This is a genomic window from Paractinoplanes rishiriensis, from assembly GCF_016862375.1.
Lineage (GTDB): Bacteria > Actinomycetota > Actinomycetes > Mycobacteriales > Micromonosporaceae > Actinoplanes > Actinoplanes rishiriensis.
The window spans coordinates 191,615-208,082 of record NZ_BOMV01000001.1 but is presented as its reverse complement, the minus strand read 5'-3'; the positions used below and the strand labels follow the sequence as shown (position 1 = coordinate 208,082).

14 protein-coding genes and 1 pseudogene are annotated in these 16,468 nt (G+C 72.0%); 9 read left to right on the top strand and 6 right to left on the bottom strand.

The annotated features are described in order from the left end of the window. The first annotated feature begins 60 nt into the window (after positions 1-60). Positions 61-1,227: an RtcB family protein gene (locus Ari01nite_RS00995; protein WP_203778473.1), complete on the top strand. Its 1,167-nt coding sequence runs from the start codon at positions 61-63 to the stop codon at positions 1,225-1,227. A gap of 30 nt (positions 1,228-1,257) precedes the next feature. Here the strand turns inward: Ari01nite_RS00995 and Ari01nite_RS00990 are convergent. Continuing rightward, positions 1,258-2,155 (bottom strand): annotated as a pseudogene (locus Ari01nite_RS00990) (SDR family NAD(P)-dependent oxidoreductase). Between the two features lie 97 nt (positions 2,156-2,252). On the opposite strand from Ari01nite_RS00990, the gene Ari01nite_RS00985 reads away from it, so the two are divergent. Continuing rightward, positions 2,253-2,918, top strand: a complete 666-nt coding sequence (locus Ari01nite_RS00985) for a TetR/AcrR family transcriptional regulator (protein WP_203778472.1) — start codon at positions 2,253-2,255, stop codon at positions 2,916-2,918. Here Ari01nite_RS00985 and Ari01nite_RS00980 read toward each other — a convergent pair. From Ari01nite_RS00980 to Ari01nite_RS00970, 3 genes are all read right to left on the bottom strand, one after another. After that, complete coding sequence (locus Ari01nite_RS00980) at positions 2,881-5,133, bottom strand: heavy metal translocating P-type ATPase (RefSeq protein WP_203778471.1); 2,253 nt, start codon at positions 5,131-5,133, stop codon at positions 2,881-2,883. The two genes, Ari01nite_RS00985 and Ari01nite_RS00980, sit on opposite strands and share 38 nt — an antisense overlap. Positions 5,134-5,144: 11 nt before the next feature. Next, positions 5,145-6,095 carry a DUF8832 domain-containing protein gene (locus tag Ari01nite_RS00975; protein WP_203778470.1) on the bottom strand — a complete coding sequence of 317 codons (951 nt, stop codon included), beginning with the start codon at positions 6,093-6,095 and terminating at the stop codon, positions 5,145-5,147. A gap of 68 nt (positions 6,096-6,163) precedes the next feature. Continuing rightward, on the bottom strand, positions 6,164-7,822 hold the full coding sequence (locus Ari01nite_RS00970; RefSeq protein WP_203778469.1) for a RecQ family ATP-dependent DNA helicase: 1,659 nt from the start codon (positions 7,820-7,822) through the stop codon (positions 6,164-6,166). 287 nt (positions 7,823-8,109) lie between these two features. Between Ari01nite_RS00970 and Ari01nite_RS00965 the strand changes: the two genes are divergently transcribed. Further along, on the top strand, positions 8,110-9,681 hold the full coding sequence (locus Ari01nite_RS00965; RefSeq protein ID WP_203778468.1) for a glycoside hydrolase family 3 protein: 1,572 nt from the start codon (positions 8,110-8,112) through the stop codon (positions 9,679-9,681). On the opposite strand, the gene Ari01nite_RS00960 is transcribed toward Ari01nite_RS00965, so the two are convergent. Together Ari01nite_RS00960 and Ari01nite_RS00955 are read right to left on the bottom strand one after the other, a co-directional pair. Then, positions 9,670-12,375, bottom strand: coding sequence for an AfsR/SARP family transcriptional regulator (locus Ari01nite_RS00960; protein ID WP_203778467.1), 2,706 nt, complete (start codon positions 12,373-12,375; stop codon positions 9,670-9,672). The two genes, Ari01nite_RS00965 and Ari01nite_RS00960, sit on opposite strands and share 12 nt — an antisense overlap. A 124-nt stretch (positions 12,376-12,499) precedes the next feature. Continuing rightward, entirely contained in the window at positions 12,500-12,781 is a 282-nt protein-coding gene (locus Ari01nite_RS00955) for a GNAT family N-acetyltransferase (protein WP_203778466.1), read from the bottom strand. Positions 12,782-12,822: 41 nt separating this feature from the next. Between Ari01nite_RS00955 and Ari01nite_RS00950 the strand changes: the two genes are divergently transcribed. The 6 genes from Ari01nite_RS00950 to Ari01nite_RS00925 all read left to right on the top strand — a co-directional run bounded on the left by Ari01nite_RS00950 (position 12,823) and on the right by Ari01nite_RS00925 (position 16,353). Continuing rightward, positions 12,823-13,146, top strand: coding sequence for a hypothetical protein (locus Ari01nite_RS00950; protein WP_203778465.1), 324 nt, complete (start codon positions 12,823-12,825; stop codon positions 13,144-13,146). Between the two features lie 36 nt (positions 13,147-13,182). Then, on the top strand, positions 13,183-14,007 hold the full coding sequence (locus Ari01nite_RS00945) for a DUF1206 domain-containing protein (RefSeq protein WP_203778464.1): 825 nt from the start codon (positions 13,183-13,185) through the stop codon (positions 14,005-14,007). A 97-nt stretch (positions 14,008-14,104) separates the two neighbouring features. Then, positions 14,105-15,286, top strand: a complete 1,182-nt coding sequence (locus Ari01nite_RS00940) for a mechanosensitive ion channel family protein (RefSeq protein WP_438872115.1) — start codon at positions 14,105-14,107, stop codon at positions 15,284-15,286. Between the two features lie 73 nt (positions 15,287-15,359). Beyond that, positions 15,360-15,791 (top strand): phage holin family protein, encoded by a 432-nt coding sequence (locus tag Ari01nite_RS00935; protein ID WP_203778463.1) that lies wholly within the window; start codon positions 15,360-15,362, stop codon positions 15,789-15,791. Further along, positions 15,788-16,087: a DUF3618 domain-containing protein gene (locus Ari01nite_RS00930; RefSeq protein ID WP_203778462.1), complete on the top strand. Its 300-nt coding sequence runs from the start codon at positions 15,788-15,790 to the stop codon at positions 16,085-16,087. The genes Ari01nite_RS00935 and Ari01nite_RS00930 overlap by 4 nt, the downstream gene beginning before the upstream one ends. Continuing rightward, positions 16,084-16,353: a DUF4235 domain-containing protein gene (locus tag Ari01nite_RS00925; RefSeq protein ID WP_203778461.1), complete on the top strand. Its 270-nt coding sequence runs from the start codon at positions 16,084-16,086 to the stop codon at positions 16,351-16,353. Before Ari01nite_RS00930 ends, Ari01nite_RS00925 begins: the two co-directional genes overlap by 4 nt. The last annotated feature ends 115 nt before the right edge of the window (positions 16,354-16,468 follow it).

Genomic DNA, 16,468 nt, shown 5'->3' with positions numbered 1-16,468 from the left:
GGCGCGACACGTTCGTGAACGTCTAGCCTCACCGCCGTACCTACGACGGGGGAAAGACCGATGGAGCAGATCAACAAGCGACTGATGAACTGGGCCAGCATGATCGAGGCCGGCACGCTGGAGCAGGCCGAGAAGGCGTCCCGGCTGCCGTTCATCTTTCCGCACATCGCGTTGATGCCGGACGCGCACCTGGGTAAGGGCGCCACGGTCGGCTCGGTCATCCCGACCATCGGGGCGATCATCCCGGCCGCGGTGGGCGTCGACATCGGCTGCGGCATGGCCGCGGTACGCACCCAGTACCACCGCGACGAACTGGGTGCGAACCTGTCCGTGCTGCGGACCGCGATCGAGAACGCGGTGCCGCTCTCGGCCGGCGTGTACAACACCGCGCTGACCGTGACGGCGACGGCCCGGGTCGAGGAGCTGACCCGCAAGGCGGAGAAGGCGGGCTTCGAGCCGGGCCGCTACGCCGGCAACTGGGAACTCCAGCTGGGCACGCTGGGCAGCGGCAACCACTTCATCGAGGCGTCCACCGACGAGACCGGTGCGGTGTGGCTGTTCCTGCACTCCGGCTCCCGCGGCGTCGGCAACAAGATCGCCTCGTACCACATCAGGGTGGCGCAGGAAGCGATGAAGCGCTGGTGGATCACCCTGCCGGACCCCGACCTGGCCTACCTGGCCGAGGGCACCGAGGAGTTCTGGCAGTACATCCGCCAGCTCCGCTGGGCGCAGGACTTCGCGCTGGCCAACCGCGACGAGATGATGGACCGGGTGGTGGCGTGCTTCGCCGAGTTCGCCGGCGGCCCGGTGCACGAGGTCGAGCGGGTGCAGTGCCACCACAACTACACCGAGCAGGAGACGCACTTCGGCAAGAAGGTGTGGCTCTCGCGCAAGGGCGCCATCAACGCGGAGAGGGGCCGCCCCGGCCTGATCCCGGGTTCGATGGGCGACGCGTCATACGTGGTCGTGGGCAAGGGCAACCCGCTCGCGCTGAACTCGTCCCCGCACGGCGCCGGCCGACAGCACTCGCGCTCCAAGGCCCGCAAGATGTTCACCCGCGACCAGCTGCGCACCGCCATGAAGGGCATCGAGTACCGCGACACCGACGCGTTCCTGGACGAGATCCCGCAGGCCTACAAGCCGATCGACGTGGTGATGCAGGACGCCGGCGACCTGGTCGAGGTACGCCGGACCCTGCGCCAGTTCGTCAATGTGAAGGGCGACTAACCGGCGGTGACTGTACTTACCCAAGCTGGGTCAGGCCGGGAACCGCACGCCGGTGAGGTCTTCGGAGACTGACCACAGGCGCTGCTGGAGGGCTTTGTCGTACGACTCCGGGCTGGACGTGACCGGCCGGGGATAGCCCCGGACCTCGCCCGCCCCGGCCGGGCCGTAGTACTGGCCGCCGAGCACGGCCGGGTCGGTGGCCGCCCGCAGCGTCGGCAGCGCGCCCCTCGACGCCGGCTGGGTGATGGCCGGTGCGAGCCAGGTCAGCGGGAGGCGGACCGCGGCCGGGGCGTTGCGGGCCAGTTCGGTGTTGGACATGCCGGGGTGGGCGGCCACCGCGACCGTCGTGCCGTGGGCCGCCAGGCGCCGCTGCAGCTCGTACGTGAACATCAGGTTGGCCAGCTTGGACTGGCCGTAGGCGCCGACCCGGCTGTACGACCGGGTCCACTGCAGGTCGTCGAAGTGGATCGCGGCGCGGATGCGGTGGCCGACGCTGCTCACCGTCACCACGGCGGGAGCCGGGCGCCGGCAGCAGCCGGTCGAGCAGCAGGCCGGTGAGTGCGAAGTGGCCCAGATGGTTGGTGCCGAACTGCATCTCGAAGCCGTCGCGGGTGATCTGCTTCGGGGTGTACATCACGCCGGCGTTGTTGATCAGCAGGTCGAGGTGCTGGTGGGTGGCGCGCAGGCCGGCGGCCGCGGCGCGGACGGACTCCAGCGACGTCAGGTCCAGCTCCTGCACGGTGACGTCGCCGGGCATCCGGGCGGCGGCCTGTTTGCCCTTCTCGACGTCCCGCACGGCCAGCACTACCGACGCGCCGCGCTCGGCGAGCGCCCGGGCGGTCTCGAAGCCGAGGCCGGTGTTAGCGCCGGTCACGACCGCCACCCGTCCCGTCTGGTCGGGGATGTTGCGCTTGGTCCAGTCCATCATGTCCTCCCCAAAGTACCGGTGGTCTCTTATGGGACGACGCTAAGAGACCACCGGTCTGCTGTCAAGAGACCGGCGGTCTTTAAGTTAGGGTGGTCACATGTCTTTCCAGCGGGCGCGCAACGACGAGCAGCGCGAGATCCGGCGCCGGGCGATCCTGGACACGGCGGCGGCGATGCTCGACGAGATGCCGGTGGCGGACGTCGGTCTCAACGAGCTGAGCCGGCGGGTCGGGCTGGCCAAGTCGAACGTGCTGCGGTACTTCGAGTCCCGCGAGGCGGTGCTGCTCGAACTGCTCGACTACTTCCTGCGCAACTGGCTCGCGGAGCTGGCCGGCGAGCTGGCCGCCGGCGTCGACCCGGGCCGGCCCGCGGTGGACCGGGCGGGCCGGCTGGCCGACGTCCTCAGCCGCTCGCTGGCCGACCGCCCGGTGCTCTGCGACCTGTTCAACGCGCAGGGCGGCGTCCTGGAGCACAACGTCTCGGTCGAGGTCGTCCGGCGGCACAAGCGGGACTCCCTGGAGAGCCTCGGGGCGCTGGCCGAGCTGGTCCGCCGGCACGTGCCGGAGCTGGGCGACGGTGCCACCTTCTTCTGCCTGCAGGTGATGGTCCTGGCCGGCGCGTTGTCGGCCTACAGCCCGCCACCGGCCAGCGTGCTCGCCGTGTACGAGGCCGACCCCGCGCTGGCCGTGTTCCACCTCGACCTGCACGAGGCGCTACGCATCACCGTCACCACGACGATCCTCGGGGCCTTGCCACGCGTTTAACGCCGGCGAAGCGGCGCAGCCGCAGGCTGTTTCCGACGACGAACACCGACGAGAAGGCCATCGCCGCTCCGGCGATCATCGGGTTGAGCAGCCCCGCCGCCGCCAGGGGCAGCGCCGCGACGTTGTAGGCGAAGGCCCAGAACAGGTTGCTCTTGATGATGCGCAGGGTGCGCCGGGACAGCCGGATCGCGTCGACGGCGGCGAGCAGGTCGCCGCGTACCAGCGTGAGGTCGGACGCCTCGATCGCGACGTCGGTGCCGGTGCCCATGGCCAGGCCCAGGTCGGCCTGGGCCAGCATCGCCGCGTCGTTGACCCCGTCGCCGGCCGCCGCGACGACCTTGCCGTCGGCTTGGAGCCGCTTGACGACGTCGACCTTGTCGGCGGGTAGCACCTCGGCGATCACCTCGTCGATGCCCACCTCGGCGGCCACGGCCCGGGCGACGGTCTCGTTGTCGCCGGTGAGCAGGACGGGCGTGAGGCCGAGCCGGCGAAGTGCGGTGATCGCCTCGCGGCTGGTCGGCTTGACCGTGTCGGCCACGGTGAGGATGCCGCGGGCCGCGCCGTCCCAGCCGGCGACGACGGCAGTCTGCCCGGCGGCCTGTGCGGCGACCATCGCCTGCTCGACCTCCGCAGGCACGCGGTAGCCGCGGTCGCGGAGCAACTGCGGCCGGCCGACCAGCACGGTGCGCCCCTCGACGGTGCCGGTGACGCCAAGGCCTTCCAGGTTGGCGAAGCCGGTGACCGGCGGCAGCGGGGACCGGTCGGCGCCGGCGCGGACGATGGCCTGCGCGATCGGGTGTTCCGAGGCGGCCTCGACCGCGGCGGCCAGTCGCAGCAGTTCCTCGCGGTCCTGTCCGGGCGCCGGGACGGCATCGGCCAGGGTCATCCGGCCGGTGGTGACGGTGCCGGTCTTGTCCAGCACGATCGTGTCCACCGTACGGGTCGATTCGAGCACCTCGGGGCCCTTGATCAGGATGCCGAGCTGGGCGCCGCGGCCGGTGCCGACGAGCAGCGCGGTCGGCGTGGCCAGGCCCAGTGCGCACGGGCAGGCGATGATCAGCACGGCCACGGCTGCGGTGAACGCGGCCGTCCAGCCGCTGCCGGTGCCGACCCACCAGCCGAGTGTGGCGGCGGCCAAGGCGATCACGATCGGAACGAAGACGCCGGAGATCCGGTCGGCGAGGCGCTGCGCGGCGGCCTTGCCGGTCTGTGCCTGCTCGACCAGCTTCGCCATCTGCGCGAGCTGGGTGTCGGCGCCGACCCGGATGGCGCGCACCACCAGGCGGCCGCCGGCGTTGACGGTCGCGCCGACCACCGCGTCCCCGGGGCCCACCTCGACCGGCACGGATTCGCCGGTGAGCATGCTGGCGTCGACCGCGGATGCGCCGTCCTCGACGACGCCGTCGGTGGCGATCTTCTCGCCCGGCCGGACGGCGAACACGTCTCCTACCGCCAGGTCGGCGATCGGGATGCGCCGCTCGCTGCCGTCACGCAGCACGGTGACGTCCTTGGCGCCGATCTCAAGCAGGGCGCGCAGGGCGGCGCCGGCGCGGCGCTTGGAGCGGGCCTCGAAGTAGCGTCCGGCCAGGATGAACGTGGTGACGCCGGCGGCGGCTTCCAGGTAGATGGCGCCGGAGCCGTCGGTCCGGGTGATGTCGAGGGTGAACGGGTGCGTCATGCCCGGCGTCCCGGCCGTACCGAAGAACAGCGCCCACAGCGACCAGCCGAACGCGGCGAGGGTGCCCAGCGACACCAGGGTGTCCATGGTGGCGGCGCCGTGTCGCAGGTTGGTCCACGCGGCCTGGTGGAAGGGCAGGCCGCCGTGGACGACGACCGGTGCCGCGAGGGTCAGCGACAGCCACTGCCAGTGGGTGAACTGCCAGGCCGGCACCATGGCCAGGACGACGACCGGAACGCTGAGCACGATCGCGGTGAAAAGCCGGATACGCAGGCTGCGCAGGCTGTCGTCGGGTGCGGGCATGGGCAGGGCGGCGGTGTAACCGGTCTTCTCGACCGTGGCGATCAGGTCGTCGGGCGTGACCCCGTCGTGGTACGCCACGGAAGCCTTCTCGGTGGCGTAGTTGACGGTTGCGGTGACCCCGTCCATCCGGTTGAGCTTCTTCTCGATCCGCGACGCACAGGAGGCACACGTCATCCCGCCGATCGACAATTCGATCTGGTTCGGCGCCTGTTGCAGCGGCCGGACTGTCGCCATGGCGCTCCTCCTCAGTCGTGGGTGTGGCCGTCGGACCCGTGCCCGGTGGGGGCGGGCGACGGGGGAGCCGGGGGCAGGAGAGCCGGGGACGGGGTGCCGGCGATCGCGGTGAACTCGGCGGTGCGCACCTTCCCGGCATGCTGGAAGTCCAGGTAGAGCCGGTAGGTGCCGGCGGACGGCACGTCGGCGTGGAAGGTGATCCCCGGCCCGGCCGCGGTCCGCCCGTCGCCGGGCGTTCCGTCGGGATGCACATGCAGGTAGGCCAGGTCGCCGCCGCGCAGGGCGACGAGGTGGCCGTAGGCGCCGAGGTACGGCTGCAGGTCGGTGACCGGCTTGCCGTCCCTGCTCACCGACAGCGTCAGCTGGGACGAGGCGCCCGGCCGCAGCGTACCGGTGAGGGTGACGGTGTAGCCGTCGACCGTGGTGGTGGTCTCGGCGGGTGGCATCGGCCGGGGCCGGTAGTCGCCCGGGGCGGGGATGTCCGTGCCCAGGGTGAGCCCGTCGTGTCCAGCCGGCCGGAAGTCGGCGAACACCCGGTACTGGCCGGGGGTGGCGACGGCGAGCGGGATCGACCAGGTGCCGTCGGCGGCCAGCCTCGGGTGCACATGCTGGAAGCCGGACAGATCGCGCCGCACCACGATGAGGTGCAGGTCTTTCTCGTGGCTGGTGGTGTAGGCGGTCACTGGGGTGCCGTCGGGGCCGACGATGCGGAACTGGAACGGCCGTGGTTCACCGGTCGACAGTTCGCCGGTCAGCGGCAGCAGTTGGTAGCCGCCCTCGCTCACCTGCAGTCCGGCGGGCAGCAGCTCCTTGCCGGCGGGTTGATCGCCGGCGGTGCCGTGCTGGTCATGGGTGGCGGCCGGCGCCGGTTCCGGTCCGACGGCGCGTCCCAGACCCAGGGCGGCGGTGAAGACGACCGCGAGCCCCAAACCGAACGCGCCGAGTCGCGCTGAGGTGTTCATGCCTCGACTATACCTATACCCCCTAGGGGTACCGCAAGCACATGGCCGGGCCCGTTCGGGCCCGGCGGTCAGGCGGAGTGAGCGGTGAGCAGTTCGTTCTCGATCACGACCGGGACCGAGAGGGTCTTGTAGCCGACCTCGTCGAAAAGGACCGTCATCCGGTTGTCCTCGTAGCCCATCACCATGCCGGCGCCCCACTCGCCGTGCTTGACCCGGCTGTGCACGGCGAACGGCAGGGGCTTCCTGCGCTTGTCCGCCCGCGAGCGGGCGCTGGGGCGGGGAGTCGGGCGGGCGCAGTTGTCGCAGTGGCCGCAGCGTTGCCGCAACGCCTCGCCGAAGTACGCCAGCAGGGCCTGCGTCCGGCAGTTCGTCGTCTCGGCGAAGGCGCGCATCATGTCGGTCCGGGAGCGGGTCACCACCTGCTGGCGCTCGAAGATCTCGATGGCCTTCCGGGCGGCGGCCGCGGGCAGCGGGGCGAAGTTCGGCACCGTCATCTTGGTGCCGCTGCCGGGGACCGCGGCGTTCGCCTGCTCCAGCAGGTTGAGGTATTGGCCCAGCTTGCGCGGGCCCAGGCCGGTCTTGTCCTTCAACGCCGTCTTGGTCTGCGGGCCCTTGCGCAGTGCCGCCGCCAGGGCGCGCAGTTCCTGCTCGTCGGGGGAGCCGCCGGCGAAGAAGCGCTGGATGGCCTCGTCCTCGGCGCGCCACAGCAGCAGGGCGTGCGCCTGTTCGCCGTCGCGGCCGGAACGGCCGATCTCCTGGAAGTAGCTGTCCGGGGAGTCGGGCAGGGCCACGTGGGCCACCCAGCGGATGTTCGGCTTGTCGATGCCCATGCCGAACGCCGAGGTGGCGACCATGATGTCGATCTTGTCGGCGGTGAAGTCCTCGTGCCGCTGTTCACGCGGGCCGGCCGCCATGCCGCCGTGGTAGTGCTGGGCGTTGTAGCCGGCCTCGGTGAGTTTCTCGGCCAGTTCCTCGGCGGCCCGGCGGGTGGCGACGTAGACGATGCCGGGCGGCTGGGTGGCGTCGATCAGGGCGGTCAGCCGGCGCCAGCGGTAGTCCTCGTCGGGGCAGTACGCGACCTCGAGGAACAGGTTGCGGCGGTCCAGCCCGGAGACGTGGATCTCGGGTTTACGCAGGCCGAGCCGCTCGATGATGTCCTCGCGGACGGGCGGCGACGCGGTGGCGGTGAGCGCCAGCACCGGCGGCCGGCCCAGGCCCTTGATCAGCTCGCCGAGGGCCAGGAAGTCCGGCCGGAAGTCGTGTCCCCAGGCCGAGATGCAGTGCGCCTCGTCGATCGCGACCAGGCCGGGCTTGAGCGCCTTGACCTCGGCCAGCCGCTCCGGGTTGCTGAGCTGCTCGGGGGTGATGAACAGGAACTCGGCGCGGCCCTCGCGGATCTCCCGGATCGCCTCGCGCTGCTGGTTCGGGGTCTCGGCCGAGCTCACCCGCACCGCCCGGATCTTGGGGTCGTCGCGCTCGTTCAGCGCGGCGATCTGGTCCTGCTGGAGGGCCAGCAGTGGCGAGACCACGATCGTGGGCCCGGGCAGCAGCACGGCGGGGATCTGGTAGATCGCCGACTTGCCGGCGCCGGTGGGCAGCACCACGAGGGCGTCGCGGCGCCGCAGGACGGCGCGCATCGGTTTGAACTGACCGGGGCGCAGGGAGGGCCACCCGAAGTGCTGGCGGGCGACGCGGCGCAGGCGGGGGCCGTACACGGGAAGCTTCATGGCGCGGCCATGGTGCCCCGAAGAACCCCCCGGCAAACAGCTATTTCCTGCCTCCGAACATGCGGCGGATCGCCCACAGCAGGATCAGGAACGCCAGAGCCACGCCGAGCAGGCGGACGGCATGAATCTCGGACCAGTCGACTCCCGTCACGCGGACATGCTATCGACTCCCGCCTAATAGGAAGGTTTGTTGACTATATACCGGCGGTGATGTGACCATAGGTCGGCACGAACACTGGGTGCGCTCCCACGAGCGCGCGACGACGTCACCGGAGGTACGGGGGCCCATGCCCAACCAAGGCGAATTGGCGGAGCTCGCCGCGACAGTGCTCCAGCCGGGCTTTGCCGGCACCGCCGCTCCCGACTGGGTGCGGCGATGGCTCGGCGAGGGGCTCGGCGGGGTGGCGCTGTTCGCCCGCAACGTCGAGTCGCCGGCCCAGGTGGCCGCGCTGACCGCGCAGCTGCGGGCGGAACACCCCGACGTGATCGTGGCGATCGACGAGGAGGCCGGCGACGTCACCCGGTTCGAGTCCCGGCACGGCAGTTCCCGGCCGGGCAACCTGGCGCTGGGCGCGATCGGCGACGTGGACCTCACCGAGGCGGTGGCGCGTGACCTGGGTGCCGAGCTGGCCGACGCCGGCATCACCCTGAACTACGCACCGGACGCCGATGTCAACAGCAACCCCGACAACCCGGTGATCGGCGTACGGGCGTTCGGGGCCGAACCTGACCTGGTGGCCCGGCACGCGGCGGCGTTCGTCCGTGGCCTGCAGGACGCCGGCGTGGCGGCCTGCGCCAAGCATTTTCCGGGTCACGGTGACACCGCCGACGACTCGCACCACGCCCTGCCGCTGATCGCCCGCGACCGCGCCCAGCTGGACGCCTGCGAGCTGCGCCCCTTTCGGGCCGCCATCGAGGCGGGCACCCAGGTCGTGATGACCGGGCACCTGCTGGTGCCGGCCTACGACGAGCACCTGCCGGCCACCCTGAGCCGGGCCATCCTGACCGGCCTGCTCCGCGAGGAGCTGGGTTTCCAGGGCCTGGTGGTCACCGACGGCATCGAGATGCAGGGGGTACGCCGGCAGTACGGGCTGGCCGGTGCCACCGTGCGCGCCCTCGCGGCCGGCGCCGACGCGATCTGCGTGGGCGGCGACAACGCCGACGAGCAGACCGCGATCCGGCTGCGGGACGCCATCGTGGCCGCGGTCCGGTCCGGCGACCTGCCCGCCGAGCGGCTGCACGAGGCCGCCACCCGGGTCCGCCGGCTCGGCGCCTGGACCACCCGCCAGCAGACCCGCACCGGCGCCCGGCAGGTCGCCGACGCGGCCGGCCGGGGGCGGTCCGAGGCGGTCCGCACCGCGGGTGTCGGCTTCGACGCGGCCCGCCGCGCGCTCCGGGTCACCGTCGCGGACGGCGCCGCCGGGCTGCCGGTCGCCGGGCCCGCGCACGTGGTCGAGTTCGCCCCGCCACGCAACATCGCGATCGGCGCCGAGACCCCGTGGGGAGTGGGCGCACCGCTGGACGACCTGCTGCCCGGCACCACCTCGGTCCGGCTCACCGCCGACGACCTGGCCGACCTCGGCGACCCGGCGGCCGCGGTGCTGCTCGGCGCGACCGGCCGGCCGCTCGTGCTGGTGACCCGGGACGTGCACCGGCACGCGTGGCTGTCCGACGTGCTCGGCCGGGTGCTGGCGGAACGGCCGGACGCGATCGTGGTCGAGATGGGCGTGCCGGTGACGGTGCTCGGCGGGGTGCATGTCGCCACCTATGGCGCGACCCGGGCCAACGGTCTGGCCGCGGCCGAGGCGATCGCCGGCGTGGGCGTGCCGGCGCCGGCCCCGCTGCCGTTAGCCGTCTGAGGTCAGTAGGGCGGCCTCCCGGCGGCAGGCCTCCGCCTCGCGGTCCAGGCCCTGACCGGCCAGCACCTTGGCGAGACTGGTCAGGGCCTCCGCGGCGGCCGCCCGGTTACCGGTCTCGCGGGCCAGCTTGGTCGCCTCGCGCAGCAGGTCGGCCGCGTCGCCGGGGCGGGCCGCCAGGCGTACGGTCTCACCGAGGTTGAGCACGATCAGCGCCTCCAGCGACGGGTCGCCGAGCCGCTGCACCAGCCGGCGGCCCTCCTCGTGCGCCGCGATCGCCTCCGGGTAGTGACCCATCGACTGGTAGATCAGGCCCAGGTTGTCCAGCGCGGTGGCCTCGCCGCGCCGGTCACCGATCTGCCGGCGTACCTCGATCACCTCGTGCAGATGGGCCACCGCGGTGCCGTAATCGCCCAGCCGGCGATGATAGATCGCCAGGTTGTTGAGCGACCGGCACTCGCCGGTCCGGTCGCCCAGCGCCCGGTACAGCTCCAGCGCGCGGGCGAAGCACTCGCCGCCGCCGGCCTCGTCGCCCGCCCGCAGCCGGGCGGAGCCGAGCTGGCCGTAGGCGTCGGCCCGGGCTCGGTCGTCGCCCAGTTCCTCGGCCAGCCGCAGCGCCAGCGCGGCGACTTCGGACAGCACCGGCCAATGCCCCCACGAGTTCAGGAACGGGCCCAGGTCGATGGCCAGGGCCAGCACCAGCGGACGGGCCTCGCCGCCGGCGTGCCGCAGCATCGCGATGATGTTGTCCCGCTCGGCCTCCAGCCAGCGCAGCGCGTCGTCGCGGTGCGCGAAGGTGGCCGCGGCCCGTTCCGGGGTCTGGTACCGCCCGGGGTAGAGCACCCGGTTAGCGCCCAGCAGCACACCGGAGTACCAGAGCAGCAACCGCCGCACCGCGCCGTCCCGGTCGTCGCCGGGCGACAGCGCCGCCTGTTCCCGGGCGAAGATCCGCAGCAGGTCGTGGCAGCGGTACCGGTCCGGGCCGGACCGCTCCAGCAGGTGGTCGCGGCAGAGCCGGTCGGCGGCCCGCTCGGCGGTGTGCTCGTCCCGGTCGAGCAGCGCCGCGGCCGCCGCGGCGGTCACGTCGGCCGCGTCCACCTGCCCGAGCCGGCGGAACAGCAGCACCGCGGTGGCCGCCGCCGGCTCGGCCGCCAGGGCCGCGTGGCTGACCAGGAAGCCGGCCCGCACGTCGAGGTCGTCGGCCTGCAGCTCGTCCAGCCGGCGGTGCTCGGACTCGAGCCGGTCGGCCAGCTCGCGCAGCCGCCAGTCCGGCCGGCTGATCAGCCGGCTCGCGGCGATCCGCAGCGCCAGCGGCAGGTGACCGCAGGCCCGCACGAGCCGCCGCAACGCGTCCGGGTCGGTGGCCGCGCGCTCCTCGCCCAGCAACCGGGTCATCAGGACGAGGGCCTCGGCGTCCGGCAGCTTGCCGACCGCCACGTGCGCGGCGTCCAAGGTGGCCAGTGTGCGGCGCGAGGTGACCACGACCGCGCAGGACGGGTCGGCGGGCAGCAGCGGGCGCACCTGCTCGGCCGAGCCCGCGTTGTCCAACACCAGCAGGATCCGCCGGCCGGCCAGGTGCGAGCGCAGCGCGGCGGCCGCCTCGTCCAGATCGGCCGGCACCGGGCCGGGCACCGCGAGGGCCCGCAGGAACCGGGCGATGACGTCGCGCGGGGTGGCCGGTGGCAGCCGGGCGTCGGCGCCGTTGAGGTTGGCGTACAGGCAGCCGTCCGGGAAATCCGGCCGGCGGGCGTGCGCGATCGCGGTGGCCAGGGCTGATTTCCCGGCGCCGGCCAGCCCGTGCAGGACCACCGCGGGACCGGTGGCGAGACCGGCCGTCGCGGCGTCGAATTCGGCCGGGCGTGGCACGAACGGGCTGGGCAGCGGCAGCGCCTGCCAGGGTCCGCGCCGCAGCGGAACCGTGGTGGTGCCGGCCAGCGCCGGGTCGTGCCGGAGCACGGCCTGATGGAGCCGTTCCAGCTCGGGGGCCGGGTTGACGCCCAGATCGTCGCGCAGCGCGCGCTCGGTGCGGCGGTAGAGTTCGAGGGCCTCGGCCGCCTGCCCGGCCCGGTACAGCGCGGTCATCAGATTGGCGCAGGTGCGTTCCCGATAGGGGTGCCGGGCCAGCGTCTCGCGGAGCACGGTCAGGTCGCCGGGTTCCGCACCCAAGGTCAACTTCAACTGCACACATTCGTCGTACGCGTCCAGCCGCGCCGAATCGAGCAGGTCGAGCTGGGCACCGACCGGTCCGGTCGCATCCGGACCACCCGCCGCCGGACCGCGCCAGCAGTCGAGCGCCCGCTGGTAGGCGTCCACCGCGAGCCGGCCGGCGCCCTCGTCCCGGTGCCGCCGGGCGGCCGCCAGTTCGGCGGCGAAGCGCAGCACGTCCAACTCGTCCGGATCGACGTGCAGGGTGACCCGGCCGGGCGCCCGCTCCAGCCGGGGCCGGCCGTCGGCGCGGGCGGGCAGCAGGCGGTGCGCCTCGGTGAGGTAGTTGCGCAGGTTGGCCCGGGCCGACGCCGGCGGCGACTCGTCCCACAGCAGGTCGACGAGGTGGTCGACGGCGACCGGTTCGTTGCCGTGCAGCGCCAGCACGATGAGAGTGAGCCGGGTCTTGGTGCGGGCGACGGTGACCGGTGTCCCGTCGATCGCCAGCTGGAACGGCCCGAGCACCAGCAGGGACAGTTGTCGATCGCCCACCAGGCCAGTATGCGGCCGGTATGCGCGCGGGAACGCCAAGGTCAGCATGCTGACACCGGGCGATCCGAAGTGGAGCGCCCGCTCAACGGGGGAGGGCGCCCGCGCATGCCGGGCGCCCTGAGCGTCATTCCACCAGGTCGGCGTACTCCGGGTGGTCGGCTACGAAACGGGCGAAGAACGGACAGGCCGGATAGACCCGGGCGCCGCGGGTGCGGAGCTCGTCGAGGGTGCGCCGGGCCAGTTCGCCGCCCAGCCCGCGGCCGCGGAACTTCGGGTCCACCTCGCTGTGGGTGATCACCACGACGCCGTCCCGGAGCCGGTACGCCGCGTGGCCACCCACCTCGCCGTCGACCAGCAGCTCGAACCGCTTGCCGCCGGGGTCTTCTCGGAGATCGATCTCACTCACGCCTCCAGCCTAGGCTGGCTTACTGCCCGTACCCTGGAAGCGTGCTCAAGCCCACCCCGCGGCTCGCCGCCGCTCTCAGCTCGGCCATTCTCGGCCTCGCGCTCCTCGCCGGTTGCAGCGACAACGTCGACTGCGGTCTCGACCAGTGCACCGTCACGATGGAGAAAGAGGTGAACGCGAGTGCCAGCGTGTTCGGCGTGGAGGCCAAGTTCGTCAGCGCCGACGCCGACACGGTGACGCTGGACATAGCCGGCGAGCAGATCAGCCTCACCAAGGGCCAGCAGGCGGTGGACGTCGGCGGGCTGTCGGTGTCCCTCGACGAGGTGACCGGCTCGACCGTGAGTTTCCAGGTGGCACGAAACTAGGTTTGCGGAACTTCACGTTCGGTCAATGAAGGAGGCATGTCCTCCGCCACCTCGAACGTCAAACACACCGCTTCGCGGGCCGCCGACAGCAAGCCGCTGGAGTACGTGGCCCGCACCGGCTTCGTCGGTTACGGCATCATCCACCTGCTGTTCGCGTGGATCGCCTTCCAGGTCGCGTTCCAGGGCTCCGGCCAGGACACCGATCAGTCCGGCGCACTCCACACCATTGCCCGGGCCCCGTTCGGCAAGTTCCTGTTGATCGTGATCGCCGTCGGCCTGGCCGGCATGGCGATCTGGCAGGCCTTCGAGGCCGCGATCGGCGAGAGCGGGCCGCGGGACCGCCAGGCCATGTTCGAACGCGTCCTCTCCGGCTTCCGCGCGATTCTCTACATCTGGTTCGCCTGGACGGCCTACAAGGTCATCCAGGGCGCGAACGCCTCGTTCGCCGACAGCGAGCAGAAGAAGTCGGCGGCCCTGATGGAGTCCACCGGCGGCCGCTGGCTGGTCGCGCTGATCGGCCTCGTGGTGGTCGGTGTCGGGATCGGCATCCTCTGGTACGGCTACCAGAAGAAGTTCGTGAAGCACCTCAACACGCACGAGATGACCCAGTCGGTGCGGACCAACACCGTACGGCTCGGCCGGGCCGGTTACATGGCCAAGGGCGCCGCCTACGGGATCGCCGGGATTCTGCTGGTCTTCGCGGCCATCGACTACGACCCGGAGAAGGCCCGTGGCCTGGACGCCGCGCTTAAGACCCTGGCCGGCCACGCCTACGGCGTCTGGCTGCTGGCCCTGATCGGTCTCGGCATCGCGGCGTTCGGCGTCTACTGCTTCGCACAGGCCAAGTACCGGAAAGTGTGAGGCATACCTAAACCTCCGCGGGTGAGGGTTGCGGGGATCGATGGCCCGGGCAAGCTGGGTCGCTGATCCCCCCTTCATTTTTGCGGAGGAGAGACGAGTGCGTGATGTGATGAACGCCGTCCTGGCGGTCGTGGTGTCGGCGGGCGCCGCGATCGTGGTCGTTGAGATCGTCCACTGGCTGCTGACCCGGGCCGGCCGCAAGTCGGAACTGGCCGCCGACCTGGCCCGCACGGCACACAAGCCGTTCCTGGCCGCCGTCACCATCTTCGCCGTGCAACAGGCGATCCGCGCCGCGGCCGGGGAGTTCCCCGGCCGCGGCGGCGTGCTGCACGCTCTGGTGATCGCGTTCATCGCGGCCGTCGCCTGGCTGATCGCGGCGCTGCTGCTGGTGCTGGAGGACGCCGCGCTGAGCCGGTGGCGCACCGACGTGCCGGACAACCTCAAACGCCGCCGGTTCAAGACCCAGGTGGTGATCCTGCGCCGGGTCACCGTGGCGGCCATCGTGATCCTCACCCTCGGCGTGGTGCTGATGACCTTCCCGGGCATCCGGACGCTCGGTGCCAGCCTGCTGGCCTCGGCCGGTGTGATCAGCGTAATCGCGGCCCTGGCCGCGCAGAGCACGCTGGGCAACGTCTTCGCCGGCCTCCAGCTCGCGTTCAGCGACGCGGTCCGGGTCGACGACGTGGTGGTGGTCGAGGGGGAGTGGGGCCGGATCGAGGAGCTCACTCTCACCTACGTGGCGGTGCAGGTCTGGGACGACCGCCGGCTGCTGCTGCCCACCTCGTACTTCACCACCAAGCCGTTCCAGAACTGGACCCGGACCGGTTCGGCGGTGCTCGGCACCGCGGAGATCGACGTGGACTGGTCCACCGAGGTCGAGCCGCTGCGCGCCGAGTTGCGGGCGATCTGCGAGGGCACCGAGCTGTGGGACGGCCGGGTCTGCGTGCTCCAGGTGACCGCCGCGATCGACGGCAAGATCCGGCTGCGGGCGCTGGTCAGCGCCGGCGACGCACCGGCCCTGTGGGATCTGCGCTGCCTGGTGCGCGAGCGCCTGGTCGGGTACGTGTGGCAGCACCAGCGGGACACCCTGCCGCGGGTCCGGGCGGACGTGCTCACCACCGGCACCAGTGCCGGTACCACGGTCCCGCGCCCGGCCGCGCCGCTGCCGGCCGCCGAGCCGGACGCCCCCGGCGACGCCCGGGTCTTCTCCGGCGACCACGACGGGCAGGCCCGCGGCGCGCAGTTCGCCGGGCCGGAGGAACCGACCGTCCGGCGCTGAATGGCGGGTTTCGCACCGGAGGATTGACGGCCCGGTGGCCAGGGCATAAACCGGGACAGGAAAGGGGGATCCGATGGCCGATGTCCTGAACAGTCGTCCGTCCCGGCCCGTTGCCGAGCAGTCCACCGGGGAGCTGGTGCAGCGGGCGAGCGAACAGATATCCCGGCTCGTCCGCGACGAGATCGCGCTGGCCAAGGCCGAGCTCACCGAGAAGGGTAAACACGCCGGGATCGGGGTCGGCCTGTTCGGCACCGGCGGCGTCTTCGCCCTGTACGGCGTGGGCGCAATGGTCGCCACCCTCATCATCGTGCTCCACCTGTTCCTGGAGCTCTGGCTGGCCGCTCTGATCGTCACGGTGACGTTGTTCCTGATCGCCGGCGTCCTGGCGCTGTTCGGCAAGAAGCAGGTGACCAAGGCGGTGCCGCCGGAGCCGACGGCCGCGATCGAGAGCGTCAAGGCCGACGTCGACGAGGTCAAGCACGCGGTCAAAGGGAGCCGGGCATGAGCGAGAAGACAACTGAACCGAAACCGACCGAGCCGAAACCGACCATCGAGGAGCTGCGCGCGGAGATCCAGCAGACCCGCACCGAGCTCGGCGAGACGGTGCAGGCGCTGGCCGCCAAGGCCGATGTCAAGGCCCGCGCTCTCGACCAGGTCGAGCACGCCAAGCAGCGGGTCCGGGTGGCGGCCGGTGAGGCGCAGCAGCGGGTGCGCACCAGCCCGGTGCCCCTCGCGCTGGTTGTCGCCGGGGTGGCCGCCCTGGTCGGCGTCGTACTGATCATCCGTGGGAGGAAGCGGTGAGCAAGATCTCGAAGGTCGCGTACAAGCCGGTCGGGCTGCTGCTCGGCATCGCCGGCGGTGCGCTGGCCGGTTTCGTCTTCAAGGAGGTCTGGCGGGTCGCGTCCGGCGACGACGACGCCCCGAACGCCACCGACGAGGACCGCGGCTGGGGCGAGGTGCTCGCGGCCGCCGCCATCCAGGGTGCGATCTTCGCGCTCGTGAAGGCCGCCGTCGATCGCGGTGGCGCCGCCGGAGTGCGCAAACTGACTGGTCAATGGCCGGACTAACGCGGTACTGATCGGTGCCGTTTCCCACATCGCGAGAGCGAAGCGGGGGGTCTTTTCCGCATCTGCCGACGTTTATGCGATTTGGTCGGGGGGCAGCTTTGCGGCCCGCTTTTCA